Origin of the sequence: Trinickia violacea (assembly GCF_005280735.1) — a bacterium.
Taxonomy (GTDB): Bacteria; Pseudomonadota; Gammaproteobacteria; order Burkholderiales; family Burkholderiaceae; genus Trinickia_A; species Trinickia_A violacea.
The window spans coordinates 2,691,403-2,705,224 of sequence record NZ_CP040077.1; the positions used below are offsets into that span (position 1 = coordinate 2,691,403).

The 13,822-nt window shown below is 63.8% G+C and carries 12 protein-coding genes; 7 read left to right on the top strand and 5 right to left on the bottom strand.

Annotation, left to right across the window (positions count from 1 at the left end; translation table 11 throughout):
- Position 1 precedes the first annotated feature (1 nt).
- On the top strand, positions 2-1,138 hold the full coding sequence (gene pqqE / locus FAZ95_RS12180; protein ID WP_137332687.1) for a pyrroloquinoline quinone biosynthesis protein PqqE: 1,137 nt from the start codon (positions 2-4) through the stop codon (positions 1,136-1,138).
- A 102-nt stretch (positions 1,139-1,240) separates the two neighbouring features.
- Here pqqE and FAZ95_RS12185 read toward each other — a convergent pair whose 3' ends face one another.
- From FAZ95_RS12185 to FAZ95_RS12195, 3 genes are all read right to left on the bottom strand, one after another.
- On the bottom strand, positions 1,241-1,552 hold the full coding sequence (locus tag FAZ95_RS12185) for a high-potential iron-sulfur protein (protein ID WP_137332688.1): 312 nt from the start codon (positions 1,550-1,552) through the stop codon (positions 1,241-1,243).
- Between the two features lie 102 nt (positions 1,553-1,654).
- On the bottom strand, positions 1,655-2,887 hold the full coding sequence (locus FAZ95_RS12190) for a c-type cytochrome (RefSeq protein WP_137332689.1): 1,233 nt from the start codon (positions 2,885-2,887) through the stop codon (positions 1,655-1,657).
- Between the two features lie 80 nt (positions 2,888-2,967).
- On the bottom strand, positions 2,968-4,650 hold the full coding sequence (locus FAZ95_RS12195; protein ID WP_437437740.1) for a methanol/ethanol family PQQ-dependent dehydrogenase: 1,683 nt from the start codon (positions 4,648-4,650) through the stop codon (positions 2,968-2,970).
- Positions 4,651-5,153: 503 nt separating this feature from the next.
- Here FAZ95_RS12195 and adh point away from each other — a divergent pair.
- The 4 genes from adh (at position 5,154) to FAZ95_RS12215 (ending at position 8,855) form a co-directional block, all read left to right on the top strand.
- Positions 5,154-6,674: an aldehyde dehydrogenase gene (gene adh, locus FAZ95_RS12200; protein ID WP_137332691.1), complete on the top strand. Its 1,521-nt coding sequence runs from the start codon at positions 5,154-5,156 to the stop codon at positions 6,672-6,674.
- Positions 6,675-6,761: 87 nt separating this feature from the next.
- Positions 6,762-7,679 carry an energy transducer TonB gene (locus tag FAZ95_RS12205; RefSeq protein ID WP_137332692.1) on the top strand — a complete coding sequence of 306 codons (918 nt, stop codon included), beginning with the start codon at positions 6,762-6,764 and terminating at the stop codon, positions 7,677-7,679.
- A 10-nt stretch (positions 7,680-7,689) separates the two neighbouring features.
- Positions 7,690-8,427: a MotA/TolQ/ExbB proton channel family protein gene (locus FAZ95_RS12210; RefSeq protein ID WP_137332693.1), complete on the top strand. Its 738-nt coding sequence runs from the start codon at positions 7,690-7,692 to the stop codon at positions 8,425-8,427.
- Entirely contained in the window at positions 8,424-8,855 is a 432-nt protein-coding gene (locus tag FAZ95_RS12215; protein ID WP_137332694.1) for an ExbD/TolR family protein, read from the top strand. The genes FAZ95_RS12210 and FAZ95_RS12215 overlap by 4 nt, the downstream gene beginning before the upstream one ends.
- Positions 8,856-8,903: 48 nt before the next feature.
- Here FAZ95_RS12215 and FAZ95_RS12220 read toward each other — a convergent pair whose 3' ends face one another.
- On the bottom strand, positions 8,904-9,485 hold the full coding sequence (locus FAZ95_RS12220; protein ID WP_137332695.1) for a hemerythrin domain-containing protein: 582 nt from the start codon (positions 9,483-9,485) through the stop codon (positions 8,904-8,906).
- A 143-nt stretch (positions 9,486-9,628) separates the two neighbouring features.
- On the bottom strand, positions 9,629-11,536 hold the full coding sequence (locus tag FAZ95_RS12225; RefSeq protein ID WP_175425579.1) for a bifunctional acetate--CoA ligase family protein/GNAT family N-acetyltransferase: 1,908 nt from the start codon (positions 11,534-11,536) through the stop codon (positions 9,629-9,631).
- Between the two features lie 153 nt (positions 11,537-11,689).
- On the opposite strand from FAZ95_RS12225, the gene adhP reads away from it, so the two are divergent.
- Both adhP and FAZ95_RS12235 read left to right on the top strand, forming a co-directional pair.
- Positions 11,690-12,715 carry an alcohol dehydrogenase AdhP gene (gene adhP / locus FAZ95_RS12230; RefSeq protein WP_137332697.1) on the top strand — a complete coding sequence of 342 codons (1,026 nt, stop codon included), beginning with the start codon at positions 11,690-11,692 and terminating at the stop codon, positions 12,713-12,715.
- A gap of 76 nt (positions 12,716-12,791) precedes the next feature.
- Positions 12,792-13,808, top strand: coding sequence for a CorA family divalent cation transporter (locus FAZ95_RS12235; RefSeq protein ID WP_137332698.1), 1,017 nt, complete (start codon positions 12,792-12,794; stop codon positions 13,806-13,808).
- Positions 13,809-13,822 lie beyond the last annotated feature (14 nt).

Sequence of the window (13,822 nt, forward strand, 5' to 3'; positions counted from 1 at the left end):
CATGGACGCGCACTCGACTTCCACCCCCGCGCCGCTTTGGCTGCTTGCTGAGCTGACCTATCGGTGCCCGCTGCATTGCGCGTTTTGCTACAACCCCGTCGACTTCGCGCAACACGACGCCGAACTCGATACCGAGACGTGGCTTCGCGTCATTGGCGAGGCGCGCAAGATGGGGGCCGCGCAGATCGGCTTTTCCGGCGGCGAACCGCTCTTGCGCGACGACCTGGAAACGCTGGTGGCACACGCCCGCGGGCTCGGTTTTTATACGAACCTCATTACTTCCGGCATCGGTTTGAACGAGACGCGCATCGCCGATTTGAAGCGCGCCGGGCTCGACCATATTCAGCTGTCGTTTCAGGATTCGACGCGCGAACTCAACGACTTTCTGACCAGCACTCGAACCTTCGAGCGCAAGCAGCGGGTCGCCAGCCTGATCAAGGCGCACGACTACCCGATGGTGCTCAACTGCGTCCTGCACCGCTACAACCTTCCGCACGTCGCGCAGATCATCGAGATGGCGTTGGAGATGGGCGCCGAGTATCTGGAGCTCGCCAACACCCAGTACTACGGCTGGGCAATGTTGAATCGCGCCCAGTTGATGCCCACGGCCGAGCAGCTCCGTGAGGCCGAAGACATCGTCAACCAATACCGCGCACGCATCGGCGACCGTTGCCGGATTCTGTTCGTGGTTCCCGACTACTTCGAGACACGGCCGAAAGCCTGCATGAATGGATGGGGCTCGGTGTTCCTCGCGGTCTCGCCGGATGGCACCGCATTGCCCTGTCATGCTGCGCGGTCGCTGCCGGGTCTCGCGTTCCCCAACGTGCGCGATACGTCGCTATCGGATATCTGGTATGCCAGCTCCGGTTTCAACGCCTATCGCGGCGACGCCTGGATGCGCGAACCGTGCCGCACCTGCGATGAACGCGAAACCGACCACGGCGGATGCCGATGCCAAGCCTACCTGCTGACCGGCGACGCGGCCGCAGCCGATCCCGTCTGCGCGAAGTCCGCCGATCACGGGAAGATCGAACAGGCGGTGAAGTTTGCGCGCGCATCGGCAAGCAACACGGCAAACAAAACCGAAGAGCAGCCGCTGATCTTCCGAAGCCGAGAGAACTCAGTGCGCTTCGGGTAGCCGCTTCGGGTAGCGTTTGCGGAAACCCGGCGGGAACCCGGACAAGCACAACCACCCGCCGGACCGCAAACGCCCTACCCCAGCCTCACTTCATGCGTGCGCTTACGCGCGCTTTGCGTAAGCATTGCACCAGCCGCTCGCGGCGACATCCTTGGCTCCGAACATCGGGCAGCCGCCGAACGCGTCGCCGGCTTTACCGTGATAGAACTGGCAATTCGAGCAGGTTTCGCCAGGCTGATACTTCGCGAACTTCGCCTTGTCCACTTTCGTCGCATCAGCCCGGTAGCCCAGCGCCTGCGCCGCGGGGTCACTCTCGGACAGATGTGTTGGGTCCGCGTGCGATTCGCGGGTAAAGGCAAGCGCCGCGCACAAGCCAAGCGTGTTGGCGAGAAAGATTCGGCGGGTCGAACTCATGAACTACGCTCCTGAGAAAAAGTGTGCGCGCCTGTCTCACGCCGCCGATCGAGCGGCGCGCGACATGCAACGCACTGGCAAAGTGAAAAGAAGGCGCGAACGTTATTGCGGCGTCTTGCCGTTGAGCGGCGTCTTGGACGCCTTCGCGCTATCCGCCGTCAGCTTGGCCGAACCGGCGGTATAGCCGTTCGAGGACAGCAAGAACGCCATGATGTCGGCATAGTCCTGATCCTTCAGCTTTCCGGGGCGGTCTGCCGGCATGTTGGTCGCCATGTAGCCGAACACGCCGCCGATCGTCAGATGTGAATTCGCCGCCGGCGCAAATGCGGGTCCGCTCAGCGCGGGCGCATTGAGGCCCTTCAGATCCGCGCCGTGACACTTCGCGCATGAGCTCGAGTAGAGGCTCTTGCCATGCTTGACCTGTGACTTGTCGAACGATGGCGCGTCGTCGCCGGTGCTCGCATCGACCTTGATGAAACCGCCTTGAACCTGCGTGCCGGCGCGAGTCAGTTCCGCCGTCGAAACAGCGGCGAGACGAATCGGGCCGTCGCGGTAGGCAAACGTCGCCTTAGGCGGCAGCGCGGCTTGTGCGCCCTCCGGAAGCGACCATTGCCGGGTCAACGCAGTCAAGCGGCCATCCGTCTTCATCTTGATCAGCGCCGCATCGATCCGCCGTTGCAGCACCGCGTCTTTCTGCCCAAAAGCAAAGACCAGGTGCCAGTCGGCGTACGGCGAGGTCGTGCCTGAAATCGCGAAGCGCTGTTGCGGATGCTCGCTCGCATAGGCCACCACAGCCGGATACCAGACGATCGCACGTTGAGCACGTCCCGCCGCCACCGCGGCGATGGTCAGCTCGGGCGTGTTCTCCAGATCCAGCTTGACGTTCTGCTGCTGAACCGCGATCAACTGAGCCGGCGTCGCGTAGGTCGCGGCGACGACGTCCGCCCCTAAGCGCTGCGCGCTCGCATCGCTCGCCGCCACGCTGACGTAGCCGGAACGCAGGTAGCCGCGCGAAAACCGCAGTTTGCTGTCGGACGCATCGGCCACCGACGAACGCGGAAAGCCCGCAATCACGTCGCAGTTTTTGACGAGCGCCCGATGGAGCTCCTTCAACGAGACGCCGTCATCGTCGCTGCCGTCGAAGGCGCCGGCCGTCACCGTAGCGGGGACCCCCGCCGTCCTGAAGGTTTCGAGCGCGACCGCCCGATCGAGCGTCGCTGAGGGGCTGCCTGGAAACGTACACACGCGCACGTGCGCGCTTGCGAGGCTGGGCGAAAGCGCCGCGCCGGCCAACAGCAAGCTGGCGACGGCGAACGAATTGAGTCGAGTCTTCATGATCTTGCTTCCGATAAATGCCATTCGGACACGGCGAATGCGCGAGCTGCGCGCGCATCGCCGCGCCTCTATCGTGAGAGTCAACCGTGGCTGAGTGCGAACACGTAGAGCGTTCCCCCAACCGGCACCTTCTCGGCCGCCTTCGCCATCGGGCCGCCCCAGATCGGGTTCGCGCCGCCGTAGCCCGTCAGGATCGCGACGTACTCCTTGCCGTCGACCTCGAATACCGAAGGCTGCGCGACGATGCCGCTCGCGAGCTTGGGGCTTTGCCAGACGATCTTGCCCGTCGCTTCGTCGAACGCGTACAGATGCCCGTCGAGCCCGCCGCTGAACACGAGGCCGCCTGCCGTCGTCGTGACGCCGCCATTCCACGGCAGCTTGCTCCAATGGCTCCAGACCTTCTTGCCGGTGTTGACGTCGATCGCCTGCAGCTCGCCGTAGCCCTTGCTGCCCGGCTCCGGCTTGATCTCGAAGCCCTCGCCGAGATACGGCAGACCCTCCATGAAGTTGACCGACTTGCCGGTCAAGGACATGCAGGCGTGCAGCGCGGGAACGATCGCCAGATGCGTGTCGGGATCATACGAAAGCGTCCACCAGTTCTTGCCGCCGAGGAAGCTCGGGCACGTCTCGATCGTCGTGCCTGCCTTCGGATATTTCGTCGGGTCCTGAATCGGAGAGCCGTCGGCGTTGTAGCCCGTCACCGACTTCGTCACGACGAACGGCTTCGCGTAGATCAGCTTGCCGGTGGTGCGGTCGATCGCGTGGAAAAAGCCGTTGCGATCCGCGTGGATGATGGCGTCGTAGTCCTTGCCTTCATAGGTGATCTTGGCGAGCACGGCGGCGTTCACGCCGTCATAGTCCCAGGTGTCGTGCTTGGTGTATTGGTAGTGCCATTTGAGGTCGCCGTTCTTCGGGTCGAGCGCGAGCAGCGAATCGGAGTAGAGATTGTCGCCGGGGCGCAAGTCCGCGAGCCACGGTCCCGGATTGCCGGCGCCCCAGTAGAGGGTCTTCGTCGCCGCGTCGTAGGTACCCGTCATCCACGCCGGGGCGCCGCCGTGGTCCTGCATGCCGTCGGGCCAGGTCTTGCCGTCCTTGTCTCCGGCATTCGGAATCGTGAAGCGCTTCCAGAGCACCGAGCCGTCGTCCGCATTCAACGCCGCGATGAAGCCGCGCGCGCCGTATTCGCCGCCCGAGTTGCCGACGATGATCGCTCCATTCAAGGCAAGCGGAGCCAGCGAGAATGCGTAGCCGACGCCGGGATCGAACATCTGCTTCTTCCAGACGACCGCGCCGGATTGCGCATCGAGCGCGACAACCTCGCCGCTCAGCATCGCGATGTAGACGTTCTTGCCGTACAGCGCCACGCCACGGTTGATCACATCGCAACACGCGGTCTTGAACGATTCGGGGCCGAGATTCGGCTCGTATTTCCAGAGCTGCTTGCCTGACACAGCGTCGAAAGCGTAGACGTTGTCCTTTGGCGTGCTCACGAACAGGTAGCGCCCGTTGATGATCGGCGTCGCCTCGAAACCCTGCTTCAACTCGGCGGGGAACTTGTAGCTCCACACCTCTTTGAGACCTTTGACGTTCGAAGCGTCGATCTGCTTGAGCGGCGAATGAGCCTGCCCGTTGTAGGTGCGGTAGTAGGTCAGCCAGCCGGGATCGTCCTGCGCCGAGGTCAATCGTTCCGAGGTCACCGCCGGGTATTCGTCGGCGGTGGCCGCCGACCCCATCCCCATGGCGACGACCGTCGCGACTGCCATCGCCAGCAGTGTGGGCCGCGCCGCGGTTGCGAAGCGAGGTTTCATCCTTGTCTCCTTGAGTGTCGACGCCATGCCATGCGGCCCGCGCCATCATCGGTTGAATGCAGTCTGGCTGCGCGGCGTTTTACGCAAGTCGTATGCCATTCGCTTCAACCTTGGCAGCGGGCCGTCACGTGGGCATGAATCGCATGCCGACACCACGTGTCCATTCGCCGCAAGCGTTGTGGCGCTGTTGCAGCGTGGTACAGCTCACGCACGATGTGTTGCTAAACAGGACAGTTCAAAGCGCACGCAATCGTGTTGGCGCGCCGCTGCATGGATCGTTTTCCAAGGAATACGTATCGCCCTCGCATGAAGCGTTGGCGCTCGGATCGTTGCGCGCCAATGGCATGGTTCTCGCTCACTGCACTTCGCACGATGAAAAAGCATGGACGCCGTGACGACCTTCACGCCATCCCTCTTATCTCCATCGCGGCGGCCCTATCACTTCTGGAGGAGTCAGCATGAATCACGCAGAGATGCAGTTTCTCGACATCGAATTTCCGTACAAAAAGCAGTACGGCAATTTCATCGGCGGCGAATGGGTGCAGCCGGTCGGCAACGAGTACTTCGATAACCTCTCGCCGATCACGGGCGAGCCGTTCACGTCGATCCCGCGCTCGCGCGAAGCCGATGTCGAACTGGCGCTCGACGCCGCCCATCGCGCACGCAAGGCATGGGGCGAAACCGCGCCCGCGACGCGCGCCATGATCCTCAACCGCATCGCAGACCGTCTCGAGCAGAACCTCACGCGCCTCGCGGTCGCCGAGTCGATCGACAACGGCAAGCCGCTGCGCGAAACGATGGCCGCCGACATCCCGCTCGCGATCGACCACTTCCGCTACTTCGCGGGCTGCATCCGCGCGCAGGAAGGCTCGATCGGCGAGATCGACGGCGACACGATCGCCTATCACTTCCACGAACCGCTCGGTGTCGTCGGCCAGATCATCCCTTGGAACTTCCCGATCCTGATGGCCGCGTGGAAAGTGGCACCCGCGCTCGCCGCGGGGAATTGCATTGTGCTCAAGCCCGCTGAACAAACGCCCGCGTCGATTCTCGTGCTGGCGGAACTGATTCAAGACTTGCTGCCGCCGGGCGTATTGAACGTCGTCAACGGGTTCGGTCTCGAAGCGGGCAAGCCGCTCGCGACGAGCAAGCGCATCGCGAAGATCGCGTTCACGGGCGAGACCACGACGGGCCGCCTCATCATGCAGTACGCGAGCCAGAACATCATTCCGGTCACGCTGGAGCTCGGCGGCAAGAGCCCGAACATCTTCTTCGCAGACGTCATGGACGGCGACGACAGTTATTTCGACAAAGCGCTCGAAGGCTTCACGATGTTCGCGCTGAATCAAGGCGAGGTGTGCACGTGCCCGTCGCGCGTGCTCGTCGAGGAGAAAATCTACGACCGCTTCATGGAGCGTGCGCTCAAACGTGTCGCGGCCGTGACGCAAGGTCATCCGCTCGACCCGAAGACGATGATCGGCGCGCAGGCGTCGGAAGAGCAGCTCGAAAAGATCCTGTCCTACGTCGAGCTCGGCAAGCAGGAAGGCGCGCAATGCCTGATCGGCGGCGAGCGCAATTCGCTCGGCGGCGAACTCACGAACGGCTATTACGTGAAGCCGACCGTGTTTCGCGGACACAACAAGATGCGCATCTTCCAGGAAGAGATCTTCGGGCCGGTGGTGTCGGTCACGACGTTCAAGACCGAGGAAGAAGCGCTCGAAATCGCGAACGATACGCTCTACGGTCTCGGCGCAGGCGTGTGGACGCGCGACGGCAATCGCGCCTATCGCTTCGGCCGCAACATCCAGGCGGGCCGCGTGTGGACCAATTGCTATCACGCGTACCCGGCGCATGCGGCGTTCGGCGGCTACAAGCAATCCGGCATCGGCCGCGAGACGCACAAGATGATGCTCGACCACTATCAGCAGACGAAGAACCTGCTCGTCAGCTATAGCGAAAAGCCGTTAGGTTTCTTCTGAGTCGGGCGGCCCATGCGCGAATGACCGTAGCAGTCAGGTGATCGCGCATTGGGCCGTCTCTTGGAGTCTGGATCAGGAACTGAAACCATGATCGCTTCAGCACGGCGCTATTCGAGTTTCGCGCGCTACCGGCTCGCCGCGTCGTGCAGCGTGGCTGCCGTTCCGGCGACTGGTGACGCGGCTTGCCGGATTTCGGCGCCCATAGCGGTTCATCGCGAAGGCATCGAGAGAAAACAGCTTTGCGCAATCGCGCTTGCCGTGCTCGGGCTCCACGGGCTGCTCGCGATCGAAGCATTTCGCGCGTTCGAATCGAAGACAACCGCGAGCGAGCCCTCGGCGCTCGACGTTCGGTTGAACGTCTTGGCGCCTCCGCGTGCTCCCGCGTTGGCCGCGCCGGCGCTTTCTCCGTCGCCTGGCCGGAATGCGTCAAAGGCGACGCAAACACCGCCCTCTCCCTCTACGCCGCCGCATGCTCGTCGCTCGACGGCTGCGCTCATCCGGCCTGCCCCCTCGCCCGCTGCCACGCGGACTTCACAGGCTGCGCACGATCCCGCGAATCCGCCGTCAAGCCTCGCCGCTCCTAGCGGCGCACCGCCGGCGACCCAAACGACGCCCCAAACGACGCCCCAAACAGCGCCCCAGCATGACGCCGGCGCCGCCCCTCCGAGCGCAAAGCCGTCGGCGAGCGGATCGGAGTCGGAAAACGCCGCCGCGCAACCGGCTACCGCGCCGAGCTTCAATGCCGCTTATCTGCACAATCCGCCGCCGGCCTATCCCGCGATGGCGCAGCGGCGCGCGTGGGAAGGCACCGTGTTGCTGAAGGTTCACGTGCTCGCCAACGGCAAGCCGGACCACATCGAAGTCGTGTCGTCGAGCGGCCATCCGCCCCTCGACGAGGCCGCGCAAGAGGCGGTGAACGACTGGCGTTTCATACCGGCCAAGCGCGCAGCGCAGGCCGTCGACGGATGGGTCCAGGTGCCCATCGAATTCAAACTCGGAACCTGAGGTCCCAACCATGTCCGACATCGTCACGCGTTATATCGTCGACTTCGCGCTTGGCCTGCTCGCCACGCTCTCCGCGCTCAGTTGGGTGCTGATATTGAGCAAGGCCATCACGCACTGGCGCGTCGCGGCACACAACCGCCGGTTCACCGAAGCCTTCTGGCGCACCGCCCAGCAAGATCCTGCCCGTGCGTTCGGCACGCCCCCGCAGGCCGGCGCATGTGCCAAGGGACGCCTCGCGCGCATCGCCGCCGACGCGCTAAGCACCGACGCACCCGCCGGGTCCGGCCAGCAGGCGGAGATCGCTCGATGGGACAGGCATGAGGTTCTGGAACGTTCGCTCAACCAGCAGATCCAGCGCGAGCGCAGAACGCTCGAACAAGGCTTGACGCTGCTCGCGTCGATCGCCAACGTCGCGCCGTTCGTCGGGCTCTTCGGGACGGTCTTCGGCATCATCCATGCCTTGCACTCGGTCGCGAGCGGGTCGTCCACCGGCATCGCGGGCATTGCGGAGCCGGTCGGGCAAGCCCTCGTGGCCACGGGCGTCGGGATTGCCGTGGCGATTCCGGCGGTGCTCGCGTACAACCTTTATCTTCGGCGCGTTCGCGTGAGCGCAGCCGATCTCGAAGACTATGCGACCGACCTCGTCAATCTCGCGCAGCGGCTCGGCTTCAGGCTCGGGCATTCGCCAACCGCGACAACCGCCGGCGCGTCGACGCCGGCGCAACACCCGGACGAGGTGCAGGCATGATTTCGCGTTCGACTGAAAAAGACGACGAGCCGCTCGCGGCGATCAACATCACGCCGCTCGTCGACGTGATGCTGGTGCTCCTTGCGATCTTCCTCGTGGTCGCGCCGCTGCTGACCCGCGCGATACGCGTCGATCTTCCGCAAGCCGCGGCCGGCGCGGCCGAGCCGCGCGAGCATGCGGTGACGCTTACGCTCGATGAGCGAGGCAAGGTGTTTATCGACGGACACGAGACAGCCGTCGAGAAGCTCGGGCCCGTGCTTGCTGGTCTTGCGTCGCGGGATTCGCGCTTGAGCGTGAATCTTCAATCGGATCGACGCGAGCCGTTCGGCGAGGTGGCGAAGGTGATGGGCATCGTCGGGCGAGCCGGGATCGTGCACGTGGCGATCGCCACGGCCGATAACGCCGACCTTCGGGGCAAGGCGCCCTGACTCCGCAATCCGCCACCTGGCGACGCGCAAGCGCGTCGCGTGCGCTCGTCATCGCGTCGTGTCCGACACCATATTCAAGATCGATGTGAACAGCCGATCGAGATCTTCCTCCAGCTTGACGCCTTCGAACGGGTCGTGATTTCCGACGAATGCGGCATCGATATCGGCCCAGTCCTCCGAAGTCAGGTAGCGCTGCGCGGCGGGCAAGATGACCTCTTCCTCGAGGCGGCGATGCTTCCTGTAGAACTCGGCGTAGTCGTCGACCAATTTGCGCAGCTCCGGCAAAGCGGATTTGCCGACCAGTTCATACCGTGTCAGCGCGTGCTCCATATTGCGCACTTTCAATTCGCCTTGAGCATGCTGCGACTCGAGCTCGTCGATGACGTCGTCGAGTTCGTCCGTGCGTTTGCGCAATCGAGCGAAGAGATGAAGATCCTCCTTCGGGTGATGGATCTGCTCCGGATACTCGCGGATGTAATAGAGCATGGCCCGGAACACCATCGCCGGCGGAACGTCGCCCCCTGCTTCGAGACGGCGCACGAAGCGCAGCATGCCCGCGATGACCGCCGACAACTGCTGGTGCTCCTTGACGATGACGTGAATCGCATCATGCTGGAAAAGGGTTCGCATATCAGACCTCCCAGGCCGTTGCGCCGGCACAAGCCGCTCGACACGAATAAAACGAGGGACCCGCAACGCCTTCGTCCCTCTTCACTATCCACCCGCGCAACGATGGCTCAGTTGACGTGGATCAGCGATTCGCCGGGCATTCGTCAGGCATGTTCAAGCGTCAGGCGAATCGCCATCACATCCGGATCTTCCGTGGCATCGATCACGAATCCGCAATCTCGCGCCAGCGCCAGCATGCGATCGTTTTCACGCAGCACGTGACCGAATAGCCTGTGTGTGCCACGAGAACGGCAGTAGCGGATGATGCGATCCACTAGCGCGCGCCCGAGGTGCCCGCCTTTCTCGTCGGAGCGGACCGTCACGGCAAACTCGGCAGCTTCGTTATCCGGGTCCGTCAAGGCACGAACGACGCCGTGAACCACAGTGCCGCCTACGCCATCCTTCGTGCATGCGATCAGCGCCATTTCACGCTCATAGTCGATCTGCACATACCGCGCCACTTGCGAATGATTCACCGCGTGCACGAAGTGAAAAAACCGCAGACGAACGTCTTCCGGCGTGAGCGCCACAAAGAACTCGGTGTGCGCCGCCTCGTCTTCGGGCCGGATCGGTCGAATCGTGAGCGTGTGCCCCCGCCATTCCAGCGTTTCCTCGAGTTCGACCGGATACGGACGGATTGCCGGCGCCCGGCGTGTGCCTGCAGCGCCGATGCGAATCGACGTGCGCGCGAAAAATACGCCATGAGGCTCGACGCGTACCTGCGCCTCGAAGGACACAATGCGCGGTATTCCGCACAACATCTGCGACAGCGATGCCAACGCGCCCGCCAGCCGTGCGACGTCAAGCGTCCTCCAGTCGCAGGCCGACGCCAGTTGGCCCAAAGCATCGTGCGCAAGCCCGGCGTGCAGCGGCAACAGCAGGCTGACGACTTCGGTGCCGGCCGCAAGCGTCAAGTGCGGCCCGAACGTTCGATCGTCGCGCATCCGAATCGCGAGACTCGGGCGATCGTCGCTATCGAGCGGCGCATCGTGTGCTTGCGAATCGTCACTGTCCTCGCACGGAAGATCGAAGTACGCAAGCAAACGTTCCGCTTCGGTGGCCGGCATGACGGCGACGGCATTCGCATGAACGCCGCCGAGTGATTCCACATAAGCGCGTGCTTCAGCCAACTCGGCTCGATGCGCGGGTAGCGCCAGTGGAGTCTGCGCAAGCCGCTCGCACGCGGCACGATACGCGGCAATCGGCGCGCTCGACGACACGCTGCCGGATTGCAATGTCGCAAACGCGTCAAGCAGCTCGTCGACGCTGGCGACGCGCACCCATCCCGCTCGTTCGATAGCCGCATCGTAGGCGCGCGGATCTTCATCTGCCGTCGGCTCGCACCAGACGACGACGGGCTTGTTTTTCACGCACGCCTGGGCGGCCGACATGAATTTGCGCGCCTCCTTCACATGATCGATCGCGATCACGACGGCCGATGTATACGCATCGTCAGCGAGGTAGTCGAGCACGTCGGCACAATCGACATCGGCCTCGTCGCCAAGCGCAACCGCAACCGACACGCCGAGCTGCCGCGCCTTGGCAAACCGCAGCATCCGGCAGGCAAGATCGCCCGATTGCGACACCCAAGCGACCCTCCCATGGACGATCGCCCCATTTTCCGGCTTCGCGAATGTGACCGCATCCAAGCATCCGGCCAGCACGCCCGCTCGCGGCACCGCGAGTCCTGCATCGCCCGGGCCCAGCACGCGCAATCCGAATGACCGCGCAACTTCGAGGGTTCCATCGAGCGCCGGCTCGACTGCGCCGCCATCCGCGGCCGCATGCTCCAGCAGCACCGCACGCACGCCAGCCGCACCGGCACGCGCGATAGCCTCATCCCAATCGCCGGGCGGCGTCCGAACGATTCCCAGCGCCGGAAAGGACGTAGTTTGAAGCGCTTGCCCGCCGCCTCGCAGCTCGCCTGACGCGTCCGAAGCACTAGCCGGCGACGCGCCGAGGCGAATCACCGACATCGGTGCGAACAACGCATCGAGATTACGCACTGTCATGCATGCCTCCTTCCACGACAACGTCACGGCCTGAAAAGGCTGCGCTAAGCACATCCTCACCGCCTGCGATCGTCATGGAATTGATGCGCGTCAAATAGTTTTCGTTGCGCGATGCCAATACTGACTGAACCCGTCCTCCACCGGAGAATTCGTATGGTTCAGTTGATGAAAGCGGCCGTGGTCCACGCATTCGGCGAGCCGCTCAAAATCGAGGAAGTCCCGGTTCCCACGCCCGGCCCCGGCCAGATCCTCGTCAATATTAAAGCGTCGGGCGTCTGTCACACCGACCTGCACGCGGCAGACGGCGACTGGCCCGTCAAGCCGAAGCTACCGTTCATTCCCGGCCATGAAGGCGTGGGTTTCGTCGCGGCCGTCGGCGACGGCGTGAAGCACGTCAAGGAAGGCGATCGCGTCGGCGTGCCGTGGCTCTATACCGCGTGCGGACATTGCGAGCATTGCTTGAGCGGCTGGGAAACGCTTTGCCACGAGCAGCAGAACACCGGCTATTCCGTCAACGGCAGCTACGCGGAGTACGTGCTGGCCGACCCGAACTACGTCGGCCATCTTCCGCGAGAGGTCGAATTCGACGAAATCGCGCCGATTCTCTGCGCGGGCGTGACGGTCTACAAGGGCATCCGCATGACCGATACGCGCCCTGGACAATGGATCGCGATCTCCGGCATCGGCGGACTCGGGCACGTCGCCGTGCAGTATGCGGTCGCCATGGGGCTGCACGTGGTTGCCGTCGATGTGACCGAGGACAAGCTCGAGCTTGCCCGGCGGCTTGGCGCCAAGCTGATGGTCAACGCGTTCGAGATGGACCCCGAGCGCGTCATTCAAGAAGCGGTGGGCGGCGTGCATGGCGTGCTCGTCACCGCGGTTTCGCGTACCGCCTTCACTCAAGCGCTCGGCATGGTGCGGCGCGGCGGCACCGTGACGCTCTGCGGGCTCCCGCCGGGCGACTTCCCGATGCCGATTTTCTCGACCGTGCTCAACGGCATTACCGTGCGCGGCTCCATCGTGGGCACCCGGCGCGATTTGCAGGAGTCGCTCGATTTCGCCGCCAATGGCAGCGTGCGCGCGCATATCCATCGGGACCGGCTGGAAAACATCAATTCGGTGTTCTCCAAGCTGAGACACGGAAAGATCGACGGGCGGGTGGTGCTGGAGTTCGATTGATCGGCACGTTCAGCTAAGCGGACGGCCCCTTCTCCGAAATCCGAAATGCTCAGGCAATGAACGGAAGAGACGCCAAATGGCCACGGAACTGCAAGCAGCGCACACAAGCGATCACATTCCGCTGAAGTATGGGTATCTGTTCTCCGAAAACGGCGTCGGCCGGGAAATCGACGCCGCGACCGCGACGGAGTGGCTGAGCCGTCCGAATGCCGCGCGCGGCGAATTCGTCTGGCTGCACTTCCACGACATCCCGAGCATGCTCACGCAGTGGCCGCCGCAGCTCGCCGCCGCACCCGCCGCGTTCGGCGATGCGCTCAGAAAAGGCTACCGCACGTCACGTCTCATGCGAACGCATCAGAACCTCATCGCCGTGCTGAACGACGTCGACTACGACTCCGGGCGCGAACGGTCTCTCGAGATCGCCACGCTTTGGCTGAACGTCGACGCACGTTGTCTGCTGAGCGTGCGCAACCTGCCCTTGCGCTCCGTCGAGCGCCTGCGCCACGACGTGGTGGCGCGGCAGCCGTTTCACAGTCCGATGGCGCTGCTCAACCGTCTGCTGCATGAACAGGCCGATGTACTGTCCGGCATCGCGCGCGATGCCCTCCGCATCACCAACGAGGTGGAGCGCGCGCTTGGCGCAGGCAAGCTGCCGAAGCGCTCGAGCCTCGGCAAGATACGCCGCGACCTGGTGCAATTGCGCCGCCTGCTCGCCCCCGAACCGGCGATGCTTTTCAGGCTCGCCAATCGGGCGCCCGAATGGATGCGGGAGGAAGACGCACAGTCGCTGCTCCAGTGCGCGGAGCAATTCGCGCTCGTGCTGCGCGACACCGCGGCGTTGGAGGAGCGCATCAGGCTTCTGCAGGAAGAGATTGCCAGCAGAGTGGGCGAACACACCAACCGGAGCATCTTGATCCTGACGTCGGCCACCGTGATCGCGCTGCCCATCACGTTGATATCGGGCCTGCTCGGCATGAATATCGGCGGCCTGCCTTTCAAGGAATACGGCGGGGGCTTCTGGGTGGTCCTCGTGATCACCGTGCTCCTTACCGGCCTGGCAGCGTGGCTCACGTCCCGCTTGATGCGGGACTGAAACACGGAATGTCA

Excerpts from the sequence above, each read along its gene's own strand:
- pqqE (WP_137332687.1), top strand. The coding sequence starts at position 2 with ATGGACGCGCACTCGACTTCCACCCCCGCGCCGCTTTGGCTGCTTGCT.
- FAZ95_RS12185 (WP_137332688.1), bottom strand. The coding sequence starts at position 1,552 with ATGAGTTCGACCCGCCGAATCTTTCTCGCCAACACGCTTGGCTTGTGC.
- FAZ95_RS12190 (WP_137332689.1), bottom strand. The coding sequence starts at position 2,887 with ATGAAGACTCGACTCAATTCGTTCGCCGTCGCCAGCTTGCTGTTGGCC.
- FAZ95_RS12195 (WP_437437740.1), bottom strand. The coding sequence starts at position 4,650 with ATGGCAGTCGCGACGGTCGTCGCCATGGGGATGGGGTCGGCGGCCACC.
- adh (WP_137332691.1), top strand. The coding sequence starts at position 5,154 with ATGAATCACGCAGAGATGCAGTTTCTCGACATCGAATTTCCGTACAAA.
- FAZ95_RS12205 (WP_137332692.1), top strand. The coding sequence starts at position 6,762 with ATGATCGCTTCAGCACGGCGCTATTCGAGTTTCGCGCGCTACCGGCTC.
- FAZ95_RS12210 (WP_137332693.1), top strand. The coding sequence starts at position 7,690 with ATGTCCGACATCGTCACGCGTTATATCGTCGACTTCGCGCTTGGCCTG.
- FAZ95_RS12215 (WP_137332694.1), top strand. The coding sequence starts at position 8,424 with ATGATTTCGCGTTCGACTGAAAAAGACGACGAGCCGCTCGCGGCGATC.
- FAZ95_RS12220 (WP_137332695.1), bottom strand. The coding sequence starts at position 9,485 with ATGCGAACCCTTTTCCAGCATGATGCGATTCACGTCATCGTCAAGGAG.
- FAZ95_RS12225 (WP_175425579.1), bottom strand. The coding sequence starts at position 11,536 with ATGACAGTGCGTAATCTCGATGCGTTGTTCGCACCGATGTCGGTGATT.
- adhP (WP_137332697.1), top strand. The coding sequence starts at position 11,690 with ATGGTTCAGTTGATGAAAGCGGCCGTGGTCCACGCATTCGGCGAGCCG.
- FAZ95_RS12235 (WP_137332698.1), top strand. The coding sequence starts at position 12,792 with ATGGCCACGGAACTGCAAGCAGCGCACACAAGCGATCACATTCCGCTG.